Origin of the sequence: Pseudomonas sp. JH-2, assembly GCF_036231725.1 — a bacterium.
Classification (GTDB): Bacteria; Pseudomonadota; Gammaproteobacteria; order Pseudomonadales; family Pseudomonadaceae; genus Pseudomonas; species Pseudomonas delhiensis.
This window is the reverse complement of record NZ_JAZAQP010000013.1, coordinates 1-18468: the sequence shown is the minus strand read 5'-3', so window position 1 is coordinate 18468 and position 18468 is coordinate 1. Positions and strand designations below refer to the sequence as shown.

Annotated in this window: 13 protein-coding genes; 6 read left to right on the top strand and 7 right to left on the bottom strand. The window is 71.5% G+C overall.

Annotated elements, in window-relative coordinates:
• Positions 1-7 precede the first annotated feature (7 nt).
• The 4 genes from recD to VV867_RS11475 all read right to left on the bottom strand — a co-directional run bounded on the left by recD (position 8) and on the right by VV867_RS11475 (position 11055).
• Positions 8-2047 (bottom strand): exodeoxyribonuclease V subunit alpha, encoded by a 2040-nt coding sequence (gene recD / locus VV867_RS11490; protein ID WP_328566414.1) that lies wholly within the window; start codon positions 2045-2047, stop codon positions 8-10.
• Positions 2044-5742, bottom strand: a complete 3699-nt coding sequence (gene recB / locus VV867_RS11485) for an exodeoxyribonuclease V subunit beta (protein WP_328566413.1) — start codon at positions 5740-5742, stop codon at positions 2044-2046. Before recB ends, recD begins: the two co-directional genes overlap by 4 nt.
• Positions 5739-9227: an exodeoxyribonuclease V subunit gamma gene (recC, locus tag VV867_RS11480; RefSeq protein WP_328566412.1), complete on the bottom strand. Its 3489-nt coding sequence runs from the start codon at positions 9225-9227 to the stop codon at positions 5739-5741. The genes recB and recC overlap by 4 nt, the downstream gene beginning before the upstream one ends.
• 946 nt (positions 9228-10173) lie before the next feature.
• Positions 10174-11055: a LysR substrate-binding domain-containing protein gene (locus VV867_RS11475; RefSeq protein WP_109932527.1), complete on the bottom strand. Its 882-nt coding sequence runs from the start codon at positions 11053-11055 to the stop codon at positions 10174-10176.
• A gap of 139 nt (positions 11056-11194) precedes the next feature.
• Between VV867_RS11475 and VV867_RS11470 the strand changes: the two genes are divergently transcribed.
• Positions 11195-11797 carry a glutathione S-transferase family protein gene (locus VV867_RS11470; RefSeq protein WP_328566411.1) on the top strand — a complete coding sequence of 201 codons (603 nt, stop codon included), beginning with the start codon at positions 11195-11197 and terminating at the stop codon, positions 11795-11797.
• Positions 11798-12054: 257 nt separating this feature from the next.
• Positions 12055-13194, top strand: a complete 1140-nt coding sequence (locus VV867_RS11465) for an HPP family protein (RefSeq protein WP_275627498.1) — start codon at positions 12055-12057, stop codon at positions 13192-13194.
• Here VV867_RS11465 and VV867_RS11460 read toward each other — a convergent pair.
• Together VV867_RS11460 and VV867_RS11455 are read right to left on the bottom strand one after the other, a co-directional pair.
• Positions 13191-14054 (bottom strand): LysR family transcriptional regulator, encoded by an 864-nt coding sequence (locus tag VV867_RS11460; protein ID WP_089390697.1) that lies wholly within the window; start codon positions 14052-14054, stop codon positions 13191-13193. The two genes, VV867_RS11465 and VV867_RS11460, sit on opposite strands and share 4 nt — an antisense overlap.
• A gap of 31 nt (positions 14055-14085) precedes the next feature.
• Complete coding sequence (locus VV867_RS11455) at positions 14086-15288, bottom strand: MFS transporter (RefSeq protein ID WP_328566410.1); 1203 nt, start codon at positions 15286-15288, stop codon at positions 14086-14088.
• A 146-nt stretch (positions 15289-15434) separates the two neighbouring features.
• Here VV867_RS11455 and VV867_RS11450 point away from each other — a divergent pair, with 146 nt between their 5' ends.
• A complete protein-coding gene (locus tag VV867_RS11450) occupies positions 15435-15665 on the top strand; it encodes a DUF2789 domain-containing protein (RefSeq protein ID WP_328566409.1) in 231 nt (76 codons plus the stop codon).
• A 1-nt stretch (position 15666) separates the two neighbouring features.
• Here VV867_RS11450 and VV867_RS11445 read toward each other — a convergent pair whose 3' ends face one another.
• The gene (locus VV867_RS11445) at positions 15667-15945 is read right to left on the bottom strand and encodes a metal/formaldehyde-sensitive transcriptional repressor (protein WP_275627501.1); all 279 of its coding nucleotides are present in this window, start codon (positions 15943-15945) and stop codon (positions 15667-15669) included.
• Between the two features lie 63 nt (positions 15946-16008).
• Between VV867_RS11445 and dmeF the strand changes: the two genes are divergently transcribed.
• From dmeF to VV867_RS11430, 3 genes are all read left to right on the top strand, one after another.
• A complete protein-coding gene (dmeF, locus tag VV867_RS11440; RefSeq protein WP_328566408.1) occupies positions 16009-16941 on the top strand; it encodes a CDF family Co(II)/Ni(II) efflux transporter DmeF in 933 nt (310 codons plus the stop codon).
• Between the two features lie 71 nt (positions 16942-17012).
• On the top strand, positions 17013-17912 hold the full coding sequence (locus tag VV867_RS11435) for a pseudouridine synthase (RefSeq protein ID WP_328566407.1): 900 nt from the start codon (positions 17013-17015) through the stop codon (positions 17910-17912).
• A 116-nt stretch (positions 17913-18028) separates the two neighbouring features.
• Complete coding sequence (locus VV867_RS11430) at positions 18029-18163, top strand: hypothetical protein (RefSeq protein ID WP_009618002.1); 135 nt, start codon at positions 18029-18031, stop codon at positions 18161-18163.
• Positions 18164-18468 lie beyond the last annotated feature (305 nt).

The following is an 18468-nucleotide window of genomic DNA, read 5'->3' as shown; positions in this document are numbered from 1 at the left end:
GCAACTCCTACTCCAGCAACCCGCTGGCCCGCTGCACCCGCCGCTCGATGGCCGCTTCCAGCACCCACTGGCCGCGCCCGGCGCTGGCCAGGCTGAACCAGCTGCGCGCGCGGGTGATGCCGGTGTACACCAGCTCGCGGGTGAGGATGGGGTTGAGGGCGTCGGGCAGCACCAGGGCGGCATGGGTGAATTCCGAGCCCTGGGACTTGTGCACGGTCATGGCGAACACCGTCTCCACCGCCTGCAGGCGGCTGGGCAGCACCCACTTGATGCCGCCGCGGCCGTCGGCGAAGGCCACCCGCAGCGGCCACTGGCGCTCGCCGTCCTCTTCCCGGGGCAGTGCCAGGGTGATGCCGATGTCGCCGTTCATCAGCCCCAGGCCGTAGTCGTTGCGCGTGACCAGCAGCGGGCGGCCGAGGTACCAGGCGCCACCATGGGGCTGGATCAGCCCCTCGTCCTGCAGCAGCTCGGCGATGCGCAGGTTCAGCCCGTCCACGCCCCAGGGCCCGCGGCGCAGGGCGCAGAGCACCTGGAACTGGCCGTGGGCGGCGAGCACCCGCGCGGCCCAGGCGTCGAAGTCGGCCTGGGTGGCGTCCAGGGCCGGCCGGGTATCGCGCAGCACCTGCAGGTAGTGGCGGTAGCCCTGGGGCGGCGCCACGCCGGCGCGGGCGGCGGCGTCGAGGAAGTAGCGGCCGCCGCCCTCCACCACCAGTTCGCGCAGGCCGCGGCTGTCGCGGGCATCCAGGGCCAGGCGCGCCAGGTCGGCGTAGCCGTGTTCCCAGACCGCGCGCATGGCCGCCACGTCGCCGGCGTTGACCGCCTCGGCGAGCTGACCGATGCCGCTGGCGGAACTGAAGCGGTGGCTGTGGCGCAGCATGGCCACGGCCTGGTCCAGGGGCTGGCCCCGGGGGTCGAGCAGGTCGTCGTCGACGGGCTCGCCGCTGACCGCCTGCAGCCAGTCGCGGGTGGCCGGGCGGTAGTGGCCCTCGCGGGCGCGGCTGCACAGCTCGCCGAGCACCGCGCCGGCCTCCACCGAGGCCAACTGGTCCTTGTCGCCGAGCAGGATCAGCCGCGCCTTGTCCGGCAGCGCGCCGAGCAGCGCGGCCATCATTTCCAGGTCGACCATGGAGGCCTCGTCCACCACCAGCAGGTCCAGCGCCAGCGGGTTGCCGGGGTGGTGGCGGAACTGGCGGCTGTCCGGGCGGCTGCCGAGCAGGCGGTGCAGGGTGGTGACTTCCTTGGGCACCTGCTTGCGCACTTCCTCGCCGTTGGCGAAGGCGCCGAGGTCGAGCCGGTCCACCGCGTTGGCGATGGACTCGTTGAGCCGCGCCGCGGCCTTGCCGGTGGGCGCGGCCAGGCGGATGCGCAGCGGCCGCCCGCCCTCGCCGCCCAGGGCCAGGCTCTGCAGCAGCGCCAGCAGGCGCACCACCGTGGTGGTCTTGCCGGTGCCGGGGCCGCCGGTGACGATGCCGAAGGCGTTGCCGGCAGCCAGGGCGCAGGCCAGCTTCTGCCAGTCCGCCGGGGCTCCCGGTCTTTTCGGGAAGAGCGCATCCAGCGCCTGGCGCAGCGCGTCCACCGGCAGCGCCGCGCGCAGGGCCTCGCCGCGCGCCAGGCGCTGGTCGATGCCGGCGCGCACCTCGCGCTCGTATTGCCAGTAGCGGCGCAGGTACAGGCGCGGGCCGGCCAGCACCAGCGGCGTGGCGCCGGGCCCCTCGCCCACCAGGCGCGGGTCGGCCAGGGCGGCCTGCCAGGCGGCCAGGTCGAGGCCGTCGAGCAGCTCGCCCGGCAGCGTCAGCGGCGTGCCTTCCAGCTCGCCGTCCGGCGGCAGCGACAGGGCGAAGCGGCTGTCGGCGAGAGTCGCGGCCAGGTCCAGGCACACGTGGCCGCGGCCCAGCTGGTGGCTGGCCAGGGCGGCGGCGAGGATCAGCAGCGGCTCGGCGTCGGGCACCTGTTCCACCAGGAAGGCGGCGAAGGCACGGTCCAGCTCGCGCAGCCAGCCGCGCCCGGCCCACTGGCCGAGCAGTTCGAGCAGCTGGTCGCGGGTCATGCCGGCACCTCCTCGGCGGCGTGGCTGAACAGCGCTTCCAGCGCCTCCATCAGCGCCCTGGGCGGGCGTTCGTGGAACACGCCCTGCTCGCCGCCGCGCAGGAACAGGTAGAGCGCGCCGCCCACGTGGCGGTCGTAGTCGTAGTCCGCCAGGCGCGCCTTGAGCAGGCGGTGCAGGGCGAACAGGTAGAGCGCGTACTGCAGGTCGTAGCGGTGCTCCAGCACGGCCGCGCGCAGGGCCTGCGGGGTGTAGGCCGCGGCGTCCGGGCCGAGCCAGTTGGATTTGTAGTCGGCCACGTAGTAGCGCCCCTCGTGTTCGAAGACCAGGTCGATGAAGCCCTTGAGCATGCCGCCCAGCTGCGTCGGCTGCAGCGCCGGGCGCGCCTCGCCGGGCAGCACCTGGGCGCGCACGGCGGCGTCCAGGCGGGCGCTGTCGGTGGGTTTCACGGCGAACCAGAACTCCATTTCCTTCTGGTAGCTGGCCAGGGCCGCCAGTCGCACCGGCGCGGCATCGGGCAGCGCGAAGCCGGCCTGCAGGTAGGCCGGCAGCCATTGCGCCAGGGGTTCGATCCAGGCTTCCCAGCCGCGCAGCTGGCAGCGCCGGGCGATGAGGTCGCGCAGGGCCTCGGGCTGCTGCGCCACGGCGGCGAAGCCTTCGTCGGCGGCCCATTCCAGCAGGCCGTGGAGGAAGCTGCCGGGGTTGGGCCCGCGCGGGAAGGCGTGCAGGCTGCCGGCGGCCGGCGCGGCCTGGGCCAGTTCGGCTGCGGCGCTGTCGGCGTCGCCTTCGCGCAGGGTGGCTTCCTCGGCGCTGATGGGTTCGCTGGCCGGCGCCGGCGCCTCGCTTTCGGCATCCAGGGTGGCCAGGGCGGAATAGCTGGCGATCCACCATTTCTCCGCCACCCGCCGCTGCGGCTCGCGGGCCTGGCCGAGCTGGCCGGCGCGGGTCTCGTCGTAGGCCGTGGCGTCCACCGCCGGCACGGGTTCGATGCGGATGCCGGGGCAGCCGCCGCCCAGGGCCTGCAGGCAGCCGGCGAAGCCGTCCAGGGCGATGGCCGCGCCGCCGCCCAGCAGGTAGCCGAAGGCGCCCTTGTGCAGCTCGGGGTTCTTCGCGTTGCCCGCCACCAGCGGCGCCACGCCCAGCCACAGGGCGTGGCGGGCGCGGGTCAGGGCCACGTAGAGCAGGCGCATGTCCTCGCCCAGGCGTTCGTCGTTGGCCAGGCGGTAGGCGGCCTCGGCCAGGTCCTTGCCGCGCGCCAGTTCGATCACCTTGCCGTCCTCGCCCTGGAAGCTGGGCGGCGTCTGGCTCTTGCCGTCCAGCTCCTTCCAGCTGCAGATGAAGGGCAGCAGCACCAGCGGGTATTCCAGGCCCTTGGACTTGTGGATGGTCACCACCTTGATCAGGTCGGCGTCGCTTTCCAGACGGAGGATTTCCTCGCTCGACGGGCTGGCCAGCTGTTCGGCCAGCACCCGCAGCAGGGCGTGCTCGCCGTCCAGCTCGGCGGCCTCGCGCTGCAGCCACTCGGCCAGGTGCAGCAGGTTGGTCAGGCTGCGTTCGCCGTCGGCGCGGCGCAGCAGCCGCGCCGGCAGCTCGAAGTCGGCCAGCAGGCGCCGCAGCATCGGCAGCACGCCCTGCTGCTGCCACTGGCTGCGGTACTCGCGGAAGCGCATGAGCATGCCTTCCCAGAAGCGCTCGTCCTGGTTCAGCCGCTCCAGGGTCTGCCAGCCCAGGCCCAGGGTGCGGGTGGCCAGGGCGCTGCGCAGCAGGGCGTCGTTGCCCGGCTCGGCGCAGGCGCGCAGCCAGTGCAGCAGGTCGCCGGCCTCGGGGCTGTCGAACACCGAGTCGCGGTCGGACAGGTAGACGCTGGCCAGGCGCCGCGCCGCCAGTTCCGCGCGCACCGCCTCGGCCTCGCTGCGCCCGCGGACCAGGATGGCGATGTCCGCCGGGCGCAGCGCGCGGCCCGTGCCGTCGGCCTTGTACAGCCCGGCGCGGCCCTGCTGGGCCAGGCTCAGCCAGTGGCGGATGGCGCTGGCGGCGCTGGCGGCCATCTGTTCGCGGTACAGCCGGCTGCCGACCACCTGGCCGTCGTTCTCCAGTTGCCAGAGGGTCAGCGCCGCGGCTTCTTCGCCGTCGATCAGCAGGCGCTCGTCGCGGCCCTTGGCGGCCACCGCCTGGAACGGCACCGGGTTGTCGCCCTCGGCGGCGAAGCGAAAGGCGCCGCGCTCGTGGCCCTCGGCGAAGGCGAAGCAGTGGTTCACCGCCTCCACCACGGCGAGGGTCGAGCGGTAGTTGGTGCCCAGGGTGTAGTGGCGCCCGGCGGTGGCGGCGCGGGCGCGCAGGTAGGTGTGGATGTCGGCGCCGCGGAAGGCGTAGATCGCCTGCTTGGGGTCGCCGATCATGAACAGGCCCCCCCGCTTCTCTAGAGAGTCTTCCCGGGGGTTGTCGGCGATGCGGTAGATGCGCTCGAAGATGCGGTACTGCAGCGGGTCGGTGTCCTGGAACTCGTCGATCAGCGCCACCGGGAACTGCTGGCGGATGCGCTCGGCCAGGTGCTCGCCGCCGGGGCCGGCCAGGGCGCGGTCCAGGCGCGCCAGCAGGTCGTCGAAGCCCAGTTCGGCGCGGCGCTGCTTCTCCGCCTCCAGGGCGCGGCTGACTTCGCCCAGGGCGTGCAGCAGCAGCTGCGGGGCGATGTCCGGCTGCTGCTCGGCGGCCTCCACCCAGGCGTCGATGGCCCTGAAGGCGGGATGCTCGGGCACCACCGCCTTGGCCTTCACCTTGATCCGTGTCTGGCCGAAGCGGACCAGGTTGTCCGGCGCCGCGCCGCCGGCGCTCCAGGCCTCCAGGGCCTGCAGCCAGCCTTCGAAGACGGCGTCGTCGTCCTTGTTGCGGTAGCTGTTGCCGTTGAGCTGCGGCCGCAGGTCGACGAGCAGCTGGCGCAGGCCCTGGGCATCGGCGGCCCAGGCGGCGCGGGCCTGTTGCTCCAGTTCGTCCAGGCGCGCGTAGAAGGCGCCGGTTTCCTCCAGCAGCTCGCGCAGCGAGCCGGGCGCGCTCAGCGGTTGGTCGGCGTAGCGGAAGCCGGCTTCCTGCTGCGCCAGCAACGGCTGCAGCAGGCGCGCCAGGGCCTCGGGGCCGCCCTTGTAGATGTCGCCGACGACCTTCGCCGCCGGCGCCGGCAGCGGGTAGAAGTTGCGCCGCCAGTAGTCGCGCACCACTTCGGCGAGCAGTTCGCTCTGGTCGGTGATCAGGTCCTGGGTGAACAGGCTGCCGCTGTCGAAGGCGTGCTCGCGGAGCATGCGGTAGCACCAGCTGTGGATGGTCGACACGGCGGCCTCGTCCATCCATTCCGCGGCCAGGCGCAGCAGGCGCGCGCAGCCGGGCCAGCGCTCCTGCGGGTAGCTGGCGCGTAGCTCGACCAGCAGCGCGTCGTGCGCCAGCGCCGGCTCGGCGAAGCAGTTGGCGGCTTCGCCCAGGCGCGCGCGGATGCGTTCGCGCAGCTCCTGGGTGGCGGCGTCGGTGAAGGTCACCACGAGGATTTCCGGCGGGCTCAGCGGCCGGCCGAAGGCCAGTTCGCCGCCGTGGTCGAGCACCAGGCGCAGGTACAGCAGGGCGATGGTGAAGGTCTTGCCGGTGCCGGCGCTGGCCTCGATCAGCCGGCTGCCGTGCAGGGGGAATTCCAGGGCGCGCAGTTCGCGGCTCATTGACCTTGCTCCTCGTCGTCGCGGCGTTGCAGCAGCTGGTACAGCGGGCCGTAGAGGGTCTCGGCCCAGGTGGCGAATTCGCCGCTGGCGTCGAGGCTGGCGAAGTCCGGGTAGACCCGCGCCAGGGCCGGCGAGGAAGCCACCTCGCCGCTGCTGCCGAAGCCGCCGTCGTAGCGCTTGGCCGCCTCGCTGGCGGCGCGGGCCTCGTCAGTGCCTGCGCCGAGCCAGGCGAAGGCCGCCTTGCAGGCCACCGGCAGCGGCCGGCGCAGGCCTTCGAGCCAGGCGGCGATCAGCGCGTCCAGGTGGCCGCGGGCGGTGGCCGCCGCCAGCGGCGGCAGTTCCAGGGTGCCGGTCTGGCTGACCAGCAGGCTGCGCACCGGCGTGCCGCACAGTTGCAGGCCCAGGTGGCGCACCCAGTGGCGCACCAGGCTGTGCCACTTGTAGCCGCGGCCTTCGTGCAGCTTGCCGCTGACCAGTTGCAGGCTGGCCCACTGGCCCTCGGCGTTGCGCCGCAGGCCGCCGAGCCAGTCGCCCAGCTCCACGCCGCTGGCCGGGTGCCTGTGGATAAGCTCGCGCTGGCCTTCCTCGGCTTCGCTCCAGTGCTCCAGTTCCTCGCGGTAGCGCCTCAGCAGCTCGCCCAGCGGGGCGCTCAGCTCACGGGCGGAGAAGGCGCCGAAGGCCGCCAGCGGCAGGCGCCCCTCGCCGCGCAAACGCGCCAGTTGCCCTTCGATGCGGCCGGGCAGTTCACCGTCGGCCCAGTGGTTCTCGATCCACGGGCGCAGGCGCTCGCAGAGTTCGAACTGCAGTTGCCAGACCTGCAGGCCGTCGAGGGCGAAAGTCTCCTCGTCGTGGCCGGTCAGGTCTTCCTCGGCGAAGCGCACCTTCAGGCGCTGCTGGAAGAAGGCGTTGACCGGGCTGGCGAGGAAGTCGGCGAGCACCCGCAGGCCGATGGGCGCGTCCGGTAGCAGTTCCGGCAGCGGTGCCTCGGCCTGTTCGGCCGGTTCGTCGTCGCGGTGCACCTCGCGCCATTCGCGGGCATAGGTGTAGAAGCCATCGACGCCCTCGCCCCGCCCTTCGAAATAGCGGCGGCTGAAGGGTTGCAGCGGGTGCTCGGTGGTCAGCGCCTGCAGCAGCGCCTTGCCGTCGCCGGGCTGGCCGGCCAGCGACCAGCCGGCCGCCAGGTGGTCGCGCAGCTGGCCGATCAGCACCGATGGCGGGCGCTCGCTGTTGTCGCGGATGCTCCGCCCGACCCAGCTGACGTACAGCTGGTCGCGCGCCGAGAGCACGGCTTCGAGCAGCAGGTAGCGGTCGTCCTCGCGCCGCGAGCGGTCGCCGGGGCGGTAGTCGTTGCGCATCAGGTCGAAGTCCAGCGGCGGTTGCTGGCGCGGGTAGTCGCCGTCGTTCATGCCCAGCAGGCAGACCACGCGGAAGGGAATGGCGCGCATCGGCATCAGCGTGCAGAAGCTCACCGCGCCGGCCAGGAAGCGCTGGTTCAGGCCGCCGGCGTCCAGGCCGCCGAGCCAGGCCTCGCGCACCACCGAGAGCGGCAGCGGCTCGCCGAAGGCGGCGCGCTCGCAGGTTTCCAGCCAGCGTTCGAGCAGTTGCAGCAGTTGCTGGCGCAGCAGTTCGTCGTGCTCGTCGCGGGTCAGGAAGAAGTCGTCGAGCAACTGGCGCAGGCGCTCGCGCCAGACCTCGGGCGCGGCTGGCTCGGCCAACTGCTCGCAGGCTGCTGCCAGCCGCTGCAGCAGGCCGGCCAGGGGACCGAGCACGGCGGCGTCCAGCCCGCCGATCTCGGCGTAGGGCTGGATGCCCTGGAAGGCCTCGCCCTCGCCCACCGCGAAGCCCAGCAGCATGCGCCGCAAGCCGAAGCGCCAGGTATTGGCCTCTTCGGCGGCGGGCAGGCCGAGGTCCTCGCGCTGCTCGCCATCCAGGCCCCAGCGCACCCCGGCGCCGTCGATCCAGCGCTGCAGCAGCGACAGGTCGGCCTCGGCGATGCCGAAGCGCGCGCGCAGGGCGCCGACGTCCAGCAGGTCGAGGATCTCGCTCACCGCGAAGCGGCTGTCGGGCAGTTGCAGCAGGTGCTCCAGGGCCACCAGCAGCGGCTCGCGGCCGCGCTGGCCCTGGTCGGCCAGGGTGTAGGGGATGAAGCGCCGGTCGTCGCGCCCGAGCTGGCCGAACACCGCCTGGACGTGCGGCGCGTAGGCGTCGATGTCGGGGACCATGACGATGACGTCGCGCGGGCGCAGCGTGGGGTCGGCGTCGAAGCGCGCCAGCAGCTGGTCGTGCAGCACCTCCACTTCGCGTTGCGCGCTGTGGGCGACCTGGAAGCGGATCGAGTGGTCCCGCGCCGGGTCCGGCGCCGGCCATTGCGCGCGGGTCTCGGCCAGCGGGCGCAGTTCGAGGATGTCGTCCTGCAACTGGCCGAGCAGGTGCGCCGGCGGCGCCTCGCTGAACAGGTCGATGCGCCCGCCGCTGACCTCGCCGAAACGGCTGCGGTAGCTCTCGGGGTTGTCGTACTGGTCGAGCAGGTTGATGTAGTCGCGGCCCTGCTTGCCCCAAGCCGCCAGCAGCGGCTGGGCGTACTGGTGCTGGAGGTCGTCGTCCAGTTGCAGCGGCACCCCGGGGCGGCGCTGCTGGCGGCGGTACTCGTGGCGCAGCAGGTCCTTGTCGGCGACGATGTCGGCCCAGTGGTGGCGGCAGGGGTTGTGCACGCACAGCAGCACCTGGGCGATGCGCGACAGCGCGGCCAGGGCCTCCACCGTCTGCGCCGGCATGGCGGAAATGCCGAACACCACCACCCGGCGCGGCAGGCCCTGGGGCGGCGTGCCTTCGCGCAGGCGATCGAGGAAGCGCCGGTGCACTCCGGCACGGCTGCCGGCCAGGCCGTCCTCGCCCACTTCCGCCAGCAGGGCGCGCCACAGCTCGGCCTGCCAGCGCTCGTCCTCGCCCAGCGCGCGGAGGCTGCCGTTGGCGGTGCGCAACTGGTCGCGCTGCTCGCTCCAGTCCTCCAGCCAGTCGGCGCGGTACACCTGGTACTGGTCGAACAGGTCGGCCAGGCGCTCGGCCAGCTGGTAGCGCTTGCGCAGGTCGGCGTCGTCGGCGAGGAAGCGGCGCAGGGCGTGGAATTCGTCGCGCTCCAGCAGGGTCGGCAGCAGGCGCATCAGGCGCCAGGTGAGCGGCGCCTTGTCCAGCACCGAGACCTCCGGCACTTCGTCCTTGCCCAGCGCGCCACGGTAGGCGCGCCAGAGGAACTGCGCGGGCAGCTGCACGTCCAGCGCCGCGGTGATGCCGCAGCCGCCGTCGGCGACGTCGCGGCCCAGGGCCAGCTTCAGCCATTGGGCGATGCCGTTGCTCTGCACCAGGATGGTCTCGCTTTCCAGCGGCGCCAGCGGGTAGCGCGCCATCCAGGCCACCAGCAGGTCGCGCAGCGCCTCGGGGTGGTTGCCGTGGATGACCATCAGGCCGGGGCTCAGGGCTTCGCTCATCGTCTCTCCAGGTTTGCCGGTGTGCCCGGCATTTGAGCAGAAGCCGGGGTGGGTCGGGAGGTTTTTCCACGGGGTGATTGTATCGGGGCGGGGCGACGTTCTGTGTCGCGAGGTTGGTCCCCGCCCCCAACCTAACCTTGTCATTCCCGCGAATGCGGGCCCCAGAAAAGATGTCAGGTTTGGGTGTAGCGCGCCGCTCCGAGCGCGTTGATGTTTCTCGTGTAGGGCGCATAACGCCTACGGCGTTATCCGCCAAATCGCGGACAAAGTTGCTCCTACGGTTTCAGGAAGCACGGACGTAGGAGCAACTGTCTATTGGGTTTGGGTGTAGCGCGCCGCTCCGAGTGCGTGGGTGTCTCTCGTTTCGCCCCCTCGGGCGAGTCACTTCTTTCAAACGCCAAAGAAGTAACCAAGAAGGCTTGCCCCGCATACGGGCCCGATGGAGCCGGGCTACCCTCGCGAACTCCCCCGCCACGGAGGCCCGCCCCGAGGGTACATCCCTGTAGCCCATCGGGGCTCTAGCGACATCCATGTCGCATGACCTCCTGAGCGCCGGTTTCGCTCGGCCTTCTGAAGGGGCGTTCCGGTGCGCTCGGATATTTCTCTGGAAGTCCAAAAGCCAGAGCCAGAGCTGACGCGCTTTTGCTTTTCGTAGGAGCGAGCTTGCTCGCGAACCCTGACTCCCCACGTTCGCGATAACTCGTAGGGCGCATAACGCCTACGGCGTTATCCGCCAAATCGCGGACAAAGTTGCTCCTACGGTTTCAGGAAGCACGGACGTAGGAGCGGGCCCTGCCCGCGAATCGCGCGCAGGGCGCGCTCCTACAGGGGAATGGCATGGCTCGGCCCGCGTAGGAGCGGACTCCGTCCGCGATTGGTCTCACCGCCCACGCCGGACACCCCGGTGGCACGGCCAACGGCGGATAACCGCGAACGGTCATTCGCCCTACGCCAGGTACCCCTCCACCTCCTCCGCCAGCCACTCGGCGAACACCGCCACCTTGGCCCGGGTCTCCTCCCGCTGCGGCCATACCAGCCAGTAGGGGTAGGCATAGGGTGCGCTGACCTCGCCCAGCTGCACCAGCTCGCCGCGGGCCAGGGCGCCGGCCACCAGGCTGCGCCGTTCGACGCTCACGCCCAGGCCCAGGCGCAGGGCCTCCACCACCAGGTTGGAGTCGTTGACGGTGAACAGGCCGTCGCCCTCGGGCAGCGCCACGCCCGCCGCCTGGCACCAGGGCAGCCAGGACTCGAAGCCGTGGATCAGCGGGCCGGCGAGGATCTGCTGCGGCGTGCGCGGCAGGCGCCCGCCATTGAAGTGCGGGGCGCACACCGCCACCAGCTCGTCGTCGAACAGGCGTTGCTGGGCCAGGCCCTCCCAGTGCCCCTGGCCGATGCGGATGGCCACGTCGGCCAGGCCCTGGCGCAGGTCGATCACCTCCAGGCTGGCCAGCAGGCGCAGGCGGTACTGCGGGTGGCGCCGGCGGAAGCCCGGCAGGCGCGGCAGCAACCATTGCTGGGCGAAGGACGGCAGCACCGCCACCACCAGTTCGCCTTCGCTGGGCCGCGCCCGCGCCAGGCGCGTGGCCTCGGCGATGTCGCGCAGGGCGCGGCGCACCTGCAAGGCGTAGAGCCGGCCCTCCTCGCTCAGGCGCAGGCCGCGGCCCTCGCGCTGCAGCAGGGTGACGCCGAGCAGTTCCTCCAGCTGGCGCACCTGCTGGCTCACTGCCGAGTGGGTGACGTGCAGCTCGGCGGCGGCCTGGGTCACGCTGCCGAGCCGGGCCACGGCCTCGAAGCTGCGCAGCGCGGACAGGGGTGGATAGGCGCTCATGTAAGTTCCACTAACCCTTGCAGTTATAAATCGTCGATTTTTTCCGCCCTTGCGAGCCGCTAGATTGGGCGACAACAGCACTGACGCGCGGCCCCTTCAGCCGGCCACCCCATGTAATCTCCAATAACAGGATGCCTCCATGCAACTGATCGGAATGCTCGATTCGCCCTACGTCCGCCGCGTGGCCATCAGCCTGCGCCTGCTGGACGTCGACTTCAGCCACCGCTCGCTCTCGGTGTTCCGCCACGTCGAGGAATTCCGCGCCATCAACCCGGTGGTCAAGGCGCCCAGCCTGGTGCTGGACGACGGCCAGGTGCTGATGGACTCCAGCCTGATCATCGACCTGGCCGAACACCAGGCCGGGCGCAGCCTGATGCCCGCCGAGCCGGCCGCGCGGGTGCGCGCCACGCGCCTGCTGGGCCTGGGCCTGGCGGCCTGCGAGAAGGCCGTGCAGCTGTACTACGAGCTGCAACGGGACGAGGCCCGGCGCGACCCCGCCTGGTACGCCCGGGTGGACCAGCAACTGCGCGCCGCCTGCGCCGGCCTGGAACTGGAGCTGCTGACCCAGCCGCTGCCGCACGACGGCAGCCTGGACCAGGCCGGCCTGACCGCCGCCGTGGCCTGGACCTTCATCCAGCTGGTGCATGCCGAGCGCGTGGCCGCCGGCGACTACCCGGCGCTGCGCGACTGGACGGCGTTCGCCGAGACGCTGGAAGCCTTCAAGGCCTTCCCGCCGGTGTGAGCCCTGCGCGGGCGAGCCCGACGGCTCGCCACACTTCATCGTTATTGCACTCAAACAGCAATAACATTCATTGGATATGCATCGTCACGCTGTCTAGGATGGCCTCCAGCCTTCGCCCCTGCGGCGAATCGCCGCTCGACCAACCATAAGGAAGCGCCCGCCCGACCGGCCCCAGGCCGGATTCGTGATGCGCGGTGCCTGCGTGACATGCATCCATTGACTGCCCCCCTTCCCGGCGCCTCTTGCGAGGTGCCGCGATGAAAGCCGCTGCCTTCGGCGCCTGGCTGCACCGCCTGGCGCCCTGCGCCGGGCCCTCGTCCAACCGCGACTGGCTGCGTGCCGTGCTCGGCTGCGGCCTGGCCCTGGGCCTGAGCATGCCCTTGTGCACCTGGCTGTTCGGCATCGACACCGTGCTGCGCATCGGCCCGCCGCTGGCCGCCTCCGCCCTGCTGGCCATCGCCGTGCCCTCCAGCCCGCTGGCGCAACCCTGGTCGCTGCTGGGCGGCAACCTGGTGGCCGCGCTGGTGGGCCTGCTGCTCGGCCACTGGCTGGGCCACAGCTGGCCGCAGGCGTCGCTGGCCATGGCCGTGGCGGTGCTGCTGATGCTCGGCCTGCGCTGCCTGCACCCGCCGAGCACGGCCATGGCCTTCAGCCTGGCCCTGGGCGGGCCGCTGGTGGACCAGCAGTTGCTGCACCTGCTACTGCCGGTGGGCGTGGCCTCGCTGGCGCTGATCGGCGTGGCCCTGCTCTACAACAACCTCACCCGCGCGCCCTACCCGCGCAAGCTCGCCGCCCCGGCCAGCAACCCGCACCTGACCGCCGACCCGCTGCCCGGCGAGCGCCTGGGCCTGCACGCCGACGACCTGGAAAGCGCCCTGGCCAGCGCCGGCGGCTTCGTCGACGTCACCCCCGAGGACCTCGAACGCCTGCTGCTGGCCGCCGAGAAGCACGCCAGCGAGCGCCTGCTGGGCGGCATCCGCGCGCGCGACATCATGTCCCGGGACATTCGCTCGGTCAGCCCGGACGCGCGCATCGAGGAGGCCTGGGGCCTGCTCGACAAGCACCACCTCAAGGCCCTGCCGGTGCTCGACCGCGGCCACCTGGTGGGCATCCTCACCTTGAGCGACCTGTTCCGCGGCCAGCGCCGCCTGCGCTCGCCCTTCGGCCAGCGCGTCGGCAACCTGATGACGCACCGCGTGCAATCGCTGCGCGAGGACGCCCAGTTGCCGGAGCTGATCCAGCTGCTCTCCGACCAGGGCCGGCACTGCCTGCCGGTGGTCGACGACGCCGGCCGGCTGGTGGGCATGCTCAGCCAGACCGACCTGATCGCCGCCTTCCGCCACCTCTGGCTGCAGCCGCAGGTGCAGGCCGAGCGGGCCCTGCAGCTGGCGGTCTAGGCCTCGTAGTCCCAGCGCTGCGACCAGTCGATGTCCTCGGCCACCACTTCGCGGAGGATGGCCAGGGCGTTCTGCAGCGCCGGCGAGTCCTTCTCGCGGGAGTACACCAGGTAGGTCGGGTAGATGAATTCCGGCGCCAGCGGCACCCGCTCCAGCACCCCGGCCTGCAGGTAGCTGTGCACCACCCGCGTGCGGAAGTAGCCGCTGCCGCCGCATTGCAGCAGGTGCTGCAGGGCCAGCGGGCCGAGGCTGAAGCGGGTGGCGGCGTGGGCCCGGTCCGGCAGCGCGGCGTCGTGCTGGCGGCGGAATTCCTCGCCCCAGTCGATGTAGATGTAGGGCTCCGGCTGCTGCGTCGAGCGCACCAGGATCAGCTTCTCCTCCAGCAACTGCTCCACCTGCATGCCCGGCCAGTAGTCCGGGCGGTAGACCAGCGCGGCGTCGAGCACGCCCAGCTCCAGCTGCTTCTGCAACTGCTCGCCGCTGCCGACCTCGGCGTGCAGGGCCAGGGCCGGCATGCGCTGGCGCAGGCGCACCGTCCAGCCGAGCATCAGCGGGTTGCTCAGGCTCAGCTCGCCGCCGATGCTCAGCGCCTCGCGGTAGCCCGCCGGCAGCGGCAGGTCGCGCCGCGCCGCGTCCCAGGTCTGCACCAACTGGTTGGCGTAGCCGAGGAAGCGCTCGCCGTCGGCGGTCAGCCGGGCGCCGGCGCGGCTGCGCTGGAACAGCCGGCAGCCCAGCTGCGCCTCGAGGTTCTGCACCCGCGCGGTGACTGTGGTCTGGGTCACGTGCAGGCGCTGCGCGGCGGCGACGAAGCTACCGCCTCGGGCGATTTCCAGGAAGGTGCGCGCCAGGTCGATGTCCATGGGAAGGGCTTGCGGCGAAGGATGCCGCAGTCTAGTCGAACTCCAGTTCCTCGTGGCGCTGGCGGGTGAAGCGCAGCAACCAGAGGCAGATGAGGAAGCCGCAGGCGGCCAGCGCCGCGGCCACCAGGAAGATGCTGGCGTAGTCCGAGTGCGCGGCCACCGCGCCCATCAGCGGGCCGGCCAGGCCCAGGGCAAGGTCGAAGAACAGCGCGTAGGCGCCCAGCGCCGAACTGCGGCTGGCGGCGGGGATGCGCAGCACCGCCTCGACGCCCAGCGCCGGGTACACCAGCGACAGCCCGGCGCCGGTCAGCGCCGTGCCGAGCAGGGCGAAGGCCGGGCTCGGCGCCTGCCACAACAGCAGCAGGCCGGCGCTTTCCACCAGCAGGCAGAGCACCGCCACGTTGAAACCGCCGAAGCGGTTGATGGTCCAGGACAGCAGCAGCCGCGCGCCGACGAAGCTGATGCCGAACAGGCTCAGGCACCAGGCCGGGTCGGCCCAGCCGCGGCTGCCGTAGTAGAGGGTGATGAAGGTGGCCAGGCTGCCGAAGCCGATGGAGCCCAGGGCCACGCACATACCGTAGGGGAGTACCCGGCCGAGCACGGCGAAGAAGGCCATGCGCGTGCCGGCGATGATCGGCGCCGGCGCCCTGCCGCGGGCCAGCAGCAGGCCCAGGCCGGCCAGCACCAGGATGCCGGCGCCCAGGCTCCACAGCCCCAGGTGCGCGGCCATGCCCACGCCCAGCGGCGCGCCCAGGGCGATGCCGCCGTAGCAGACGATGCCGTTCCAGGAGATCACCCGCGCGGTGTTCTGTGCGCCGACCCGGGCGATGCCCCAGCTCGCCGTGCCGATGCCCATCAGGCCCTGGGCGAAGCCGATCAGCAGGCGGCTGCCCAGCAGCAGCGCCAGGCTCGGCCAGGTCAGCGCCTGCAGGCTGGTGGCCAGCAGTACCAGCGCGCCGCCGCCGGCCAGCGCCAGCAGGCCGTAGATCACCGCGCGCTTGGCCCCCAGGGTGTCGGTCAGGCGCCCGGCCAGCGGCCGCGAGGCGAGGGTCGCCAGGTACTGCGCGCCGATCACCACGCCGGCGGTGGTGGCGTCGAAGCCCAGGTCGTGGTGGACGAAGCCGGGCAGCACCGGCAGCAGGAAGCCGATGCACAGGAACAGCAGGAAGGTGAAGACGACGATCGAGACGATCTGCAGGGTGACGGCGTGCGGACGCTGCTCGGGAGAGCTCATGAACGGGCCTGGCGCGAGGGGATGTCAGGGACTGCGCCATCATTGCCCGATGCCGGGAAAATTGAAAGCCACCTATCGATTCCGCGGCCGACCGGCCGGCGCCGAACGCCTATAGTTGATGCACGACCGACCACAGGAGGCCCACCATGGACACCACCCCACACACCTTCGCCGAGCTGTTCAAGCAACTGGGCCTGCCCAGCGGCCACCAGGAGATCGACGCCTTCCTCGCCGCGCACCGCCTGCCCGAAGGCCAGGCCCTGGCCGATGCGTCCTTCTGGAACGAAGCCCAGGCGACGTTCATCCGCGAGGCTCTGGAAGAGGACTCGGACTGGGCCGAGGAAGTCGACGAACTGGCCGCGCGGCTGTCCCACTGAGCTACTTCAGGTAGGAACGCAGCACGCCCATCACCTGGTCGAGGTCTTCCGCGCGCTGCTGCGGCGTGCGCGCCTCGGCCGCCAGGTGCTCGCGCAGGTGCCCCTCCAGCACCTCGGCCATCAGGCCGTTGACCGCGCCACGGATCGCCGCGATCTGCTGCAGCACCGCGGCGCAGTCGCCCTCCTCCTTCTCCAGCGCCCGTTCCAGCGCCTCGCTTTGCCCCTTGATGCGGCGGATGCGGGTGAGCAGCTTGCGTTTGTCGCGGATGGTGTGGGCCATGGGCTGACGTCCTGAAAGTATACTGGGGTATAGTATATGAAACGGATTCCAGGACATTCTCGCATGCCAGCCCCCGCCCTTGCCCCGTCGCACCCGCACGACTTCCACGAAAGCAATCCGCTGGCCGAGCGCAACACCCTGCGCGCGGTGGTGCTCACCGCGCTGATGATGGTGCTGGAGATCGCCGGCGGCTGGTACTTCAACTCCATGGCCCTGCTCGCCGACGGCTGGCACATGAGTTCCCACGCCATGGCCCTGGGCCTGGCGTTCTTCGCCTACGTCGCGGCGCGGCGCCTGAAGGGCGACGGGCGTTTCGCCTTCGGCACCTGGAAGATCGAGGTGCTGGCCAGCTACAGCAGCGCCCTGCTGCTGCTCGCCGTGGCGGCGTTGATGCTGTTCGAGTCGCTGGCGCGGCTGATCAATCCCTCGCCCATCCACTATGTCCAGGCCATCGTCATCGCCGCGCTCGGCCTGCTGGTCAACCTGGCCTGCGCCTGGCTGCTGCGCGACCACCACGATCATGACCATGACCATGACCACGATCACCCTCACGACCACGGGCACGCCCATGGCCACGACCTCAACCTGCGCGCCGCCTACCTGCACGTGCTGGCCGACGCCGCCACTTCGGTGCTGGCCATAGTCGCGCTGCTCGGCGGCATGCTCTGGGGCGCGGCCTGGCTCGACCCGCTGATGGGCATCGTCGGCGCCGTGCTGGTGGCGACCTGGGCCCGTGGCCTGCTGCGCCAGAGCAGCCGCGTGCTGCTCGACGCGGAGATGGACGCGCCGGTGCTGGAGGAAGTGCGCCAGGCCATCGCCGCCGGCCCCTACCCGGCGCGCATCACCGACCTGCACCTGTGGCGGGTGGGCAAGCGCAAGTACGCCTGCATCCTCAGCCTCAGCACCGCCAGCCCGGCGCGGCCGGAAGACTTCAAGGCACTGCTGGGGGTGCACGAGGAGCTGGCCCATGTGACCGTCGAAGTGAACCCCGCCTGAGGCGCCGGGCGGCCTTTGACGATAGCGGCCATCTGCGGCCTAATGCACGCCCCCGACCGTCGCCGCCGCCCATGTCCGAGAAGCCGTTTTCCGCCGCCCAGCACCGCGCCAGCACCCTGCACCTGCCGGCCGGCCCCTGGTCGACGGTGCTCGACTGCCTGTGCGCGCGCTTCCCGGCGATCCCCCGCGAGACCTGGCTGCAGCGCCTGGCCCGCGGCCGCGTGCTGGATGCCGAAGGCCGCGCCCTGGATGCCACAACGCCCTACCGCGAGGGCTTGCGCGTGCACTACTTCCGCGAGGTGGAGGCGGAAACGCCGATCCCCTTCGAGGAGCGCATCCTGCACGTCGACGAGCACCTGGTGGTGGCCGACAAGCCGCACTTCCTGCCGGTGACGCCCTCCGGCCAGTACGTCGAGCAGACCCTGCTGGCGCGCCTGGCCCGGCGCCTGGACAACCCGCTGCTGGTGCCGCTGCACCGCATCGACCGGCCCACCGCCGGGCTGGTGCTGTTCTCCGCCAACCCGGCCAGCCGCGCCGCCTACCAGGCGCTGTTCCGCGAGCGGCGCATGCACAAGCGCTACGAGGCCATCGCCCCGCCGCTGCCGCAGCTGGAATTCCCCCACGTGCGGCGCAGCCGCCTGGTGGACGGCGAACCCTTCATCCTCATGCGCGAGGCCGAGGGCACGGTCAACAGCGAAACCCGCATCGAGGTGCTGGAGCGCCGCGAGCACTGGTGGCGCTACGCGCTCTACCCGGTGAGCGGCAAGCGCCACCAGCTGCGCGTGCACATGGCCGCCCTGGGCGCCGCGCTGCGCAACGATCCGCTTTACCCGCAGCTGCTGCCGGAAGAGCAGCGGCGCAGCGACGACTACAGCCGCCCGCTGCAGCTGCTGGCCCGCCACCTGGCCTTCAACGACCCGCTGACGGGCCGGCCGCGGCAGTTCGACAGCCAGTTGCAACTGGACTGGTGAGCCGGGCCTTTCATCGATTTCATCAATAGTCGAAAGCAGGAAGTTCCATTTCCGCCGGGGGTGGCCGTTGCGCTTTCATAAGCGTCATCCCACTGACGGAACGCAAGGAGCCCGCCATGAGCTATACCGCGAAGTCCTTCTCGGCGCTGGTCAACGCCCTGCGCGCCAACGGCATCACCCGCCCGGAGCAGATGGCCCGGCAGCCCTTCCGCAATGCCCAGGGCTACTGGTCGGCGGAGGTCAAGGCATGAACGCTCGGACTTTCCGCCACTCGCCGCTGGGCGAGGATGGGTCGCTGCTGTTCTACCTGCTGGCGGTGGCCTGGTTGCTGTGTTCGGGGGTCTGAACCCCCGGGCCTCGTAGGAGCGAGCTTGCTCGCGAACCCTGGGCCTGTGCTCCGATCTCCACCCCTTTGTCATTGAAAAGACGTCGGGTGTGGGTGTAGCGCGCCGCTCCGAGTGTTCGGACGTCTCTTGTTTCGCCCCCTCGGGCGAGTCCCTTTTGTCAAACGGTGGAAGGCCACCCCCGCAAAAAGGAACCAAAAAGGCTTGCCCCG

Excerpts from the sequence above, each read along its gene's own strand:
- recD (WP_328566414.1), bottom strand. The coding sequence starts at position 2,047 with ATGACCCGCGACCAGCTGCTCGAACTGCTCGGCCAGTGGGCCGGGCGC.
- recB (WP_328566413.1), bottom strand. The coding sequence starts at position 5,742 with ATGAGCCGCGAACTGCGCGCCCTGGAATTCCCCCTGCACGGCAGCCGG.
- recC (WP_328566412.1), bottom strand. The coding sequence starts at position 9,227 with ATGAGCGAAGCCCTGAGCCCCGGCCTGATGGTCATCCACGGCAACCAC.
- VV867_RS11475 (WP_109932527.1), bottom strand. The coding sequence starts at position 11,055 with ATGAGCGCCTATCCACCCCTGTCCGCGCTGCGCAGCTTCGAGGCCGTG.
- VV867_RS11470 (WP_328566411.1), top strand. The coding sequence starts at position 11,195 with ATGCAACTGATCGGAATGCTCGATTCGCCCTACGTCCGCCGCGTGGCC.
- VV867_RS11465 (WP_275627498.1), top strand. The coding sequence starts at position 12,055 with ATGAAAGCCGCTGCCTTCGGCGCCTGGCTGCACCGCCTGGCGCCCTGC.
- VV867_RS11460 (WP_089390697.1), bottom strand. The coding sequence starts at position 14,054 with ATGGACATCGACCTGGCGCGCACCTTCCTGGAAATCGCCCGAGGCGGT.
- VV867_RS11455 (WP_328566410.1), bottom strand. The coding sequence starts at position 15,288 with ATGAGCTCTCCCGAGCAGCGTCCGCACGCCGTCACCCTGCAGATCGTC.
- VV867_RS11450 (WP_328566409.1), top strand. The coding sequence starts at position 15,435 with ATGGACACCACCCCACACACCTTCGCCGAGCTGTTCAAGCAACTGGGC.
- VV867_RS11445 (WP_275627501.1), bottom strand. The coding sequence starts at position 15,945 with ATGGCCCACACCATCCGCGACAAACGCAAGCTGCTCACCCGCATCCGC.
- dmeF (WP_328566408.1), top strand. The coding sequence starts at position 16,009 with ATGCCAGCCCCCGCCCTTGCCCCGTCGCACCCGCACGACTTCCACGAA.
- VV867_RS11435 (WP_328566407.1), top strand. The coding sequence starts at position 17,013 with ATGTCCGAGAAGCCGTTTTCCGCCGCCCAGCACCGCGCCAGCACCCTG.
- VV867_RS11430 (WP_009618002.1), top strand. The coding sequence starts at position 18,029 with ATGAGCTATACCGCGAAGTCCTTCTCGGCGCTGGTCAACGCCCTGCGC.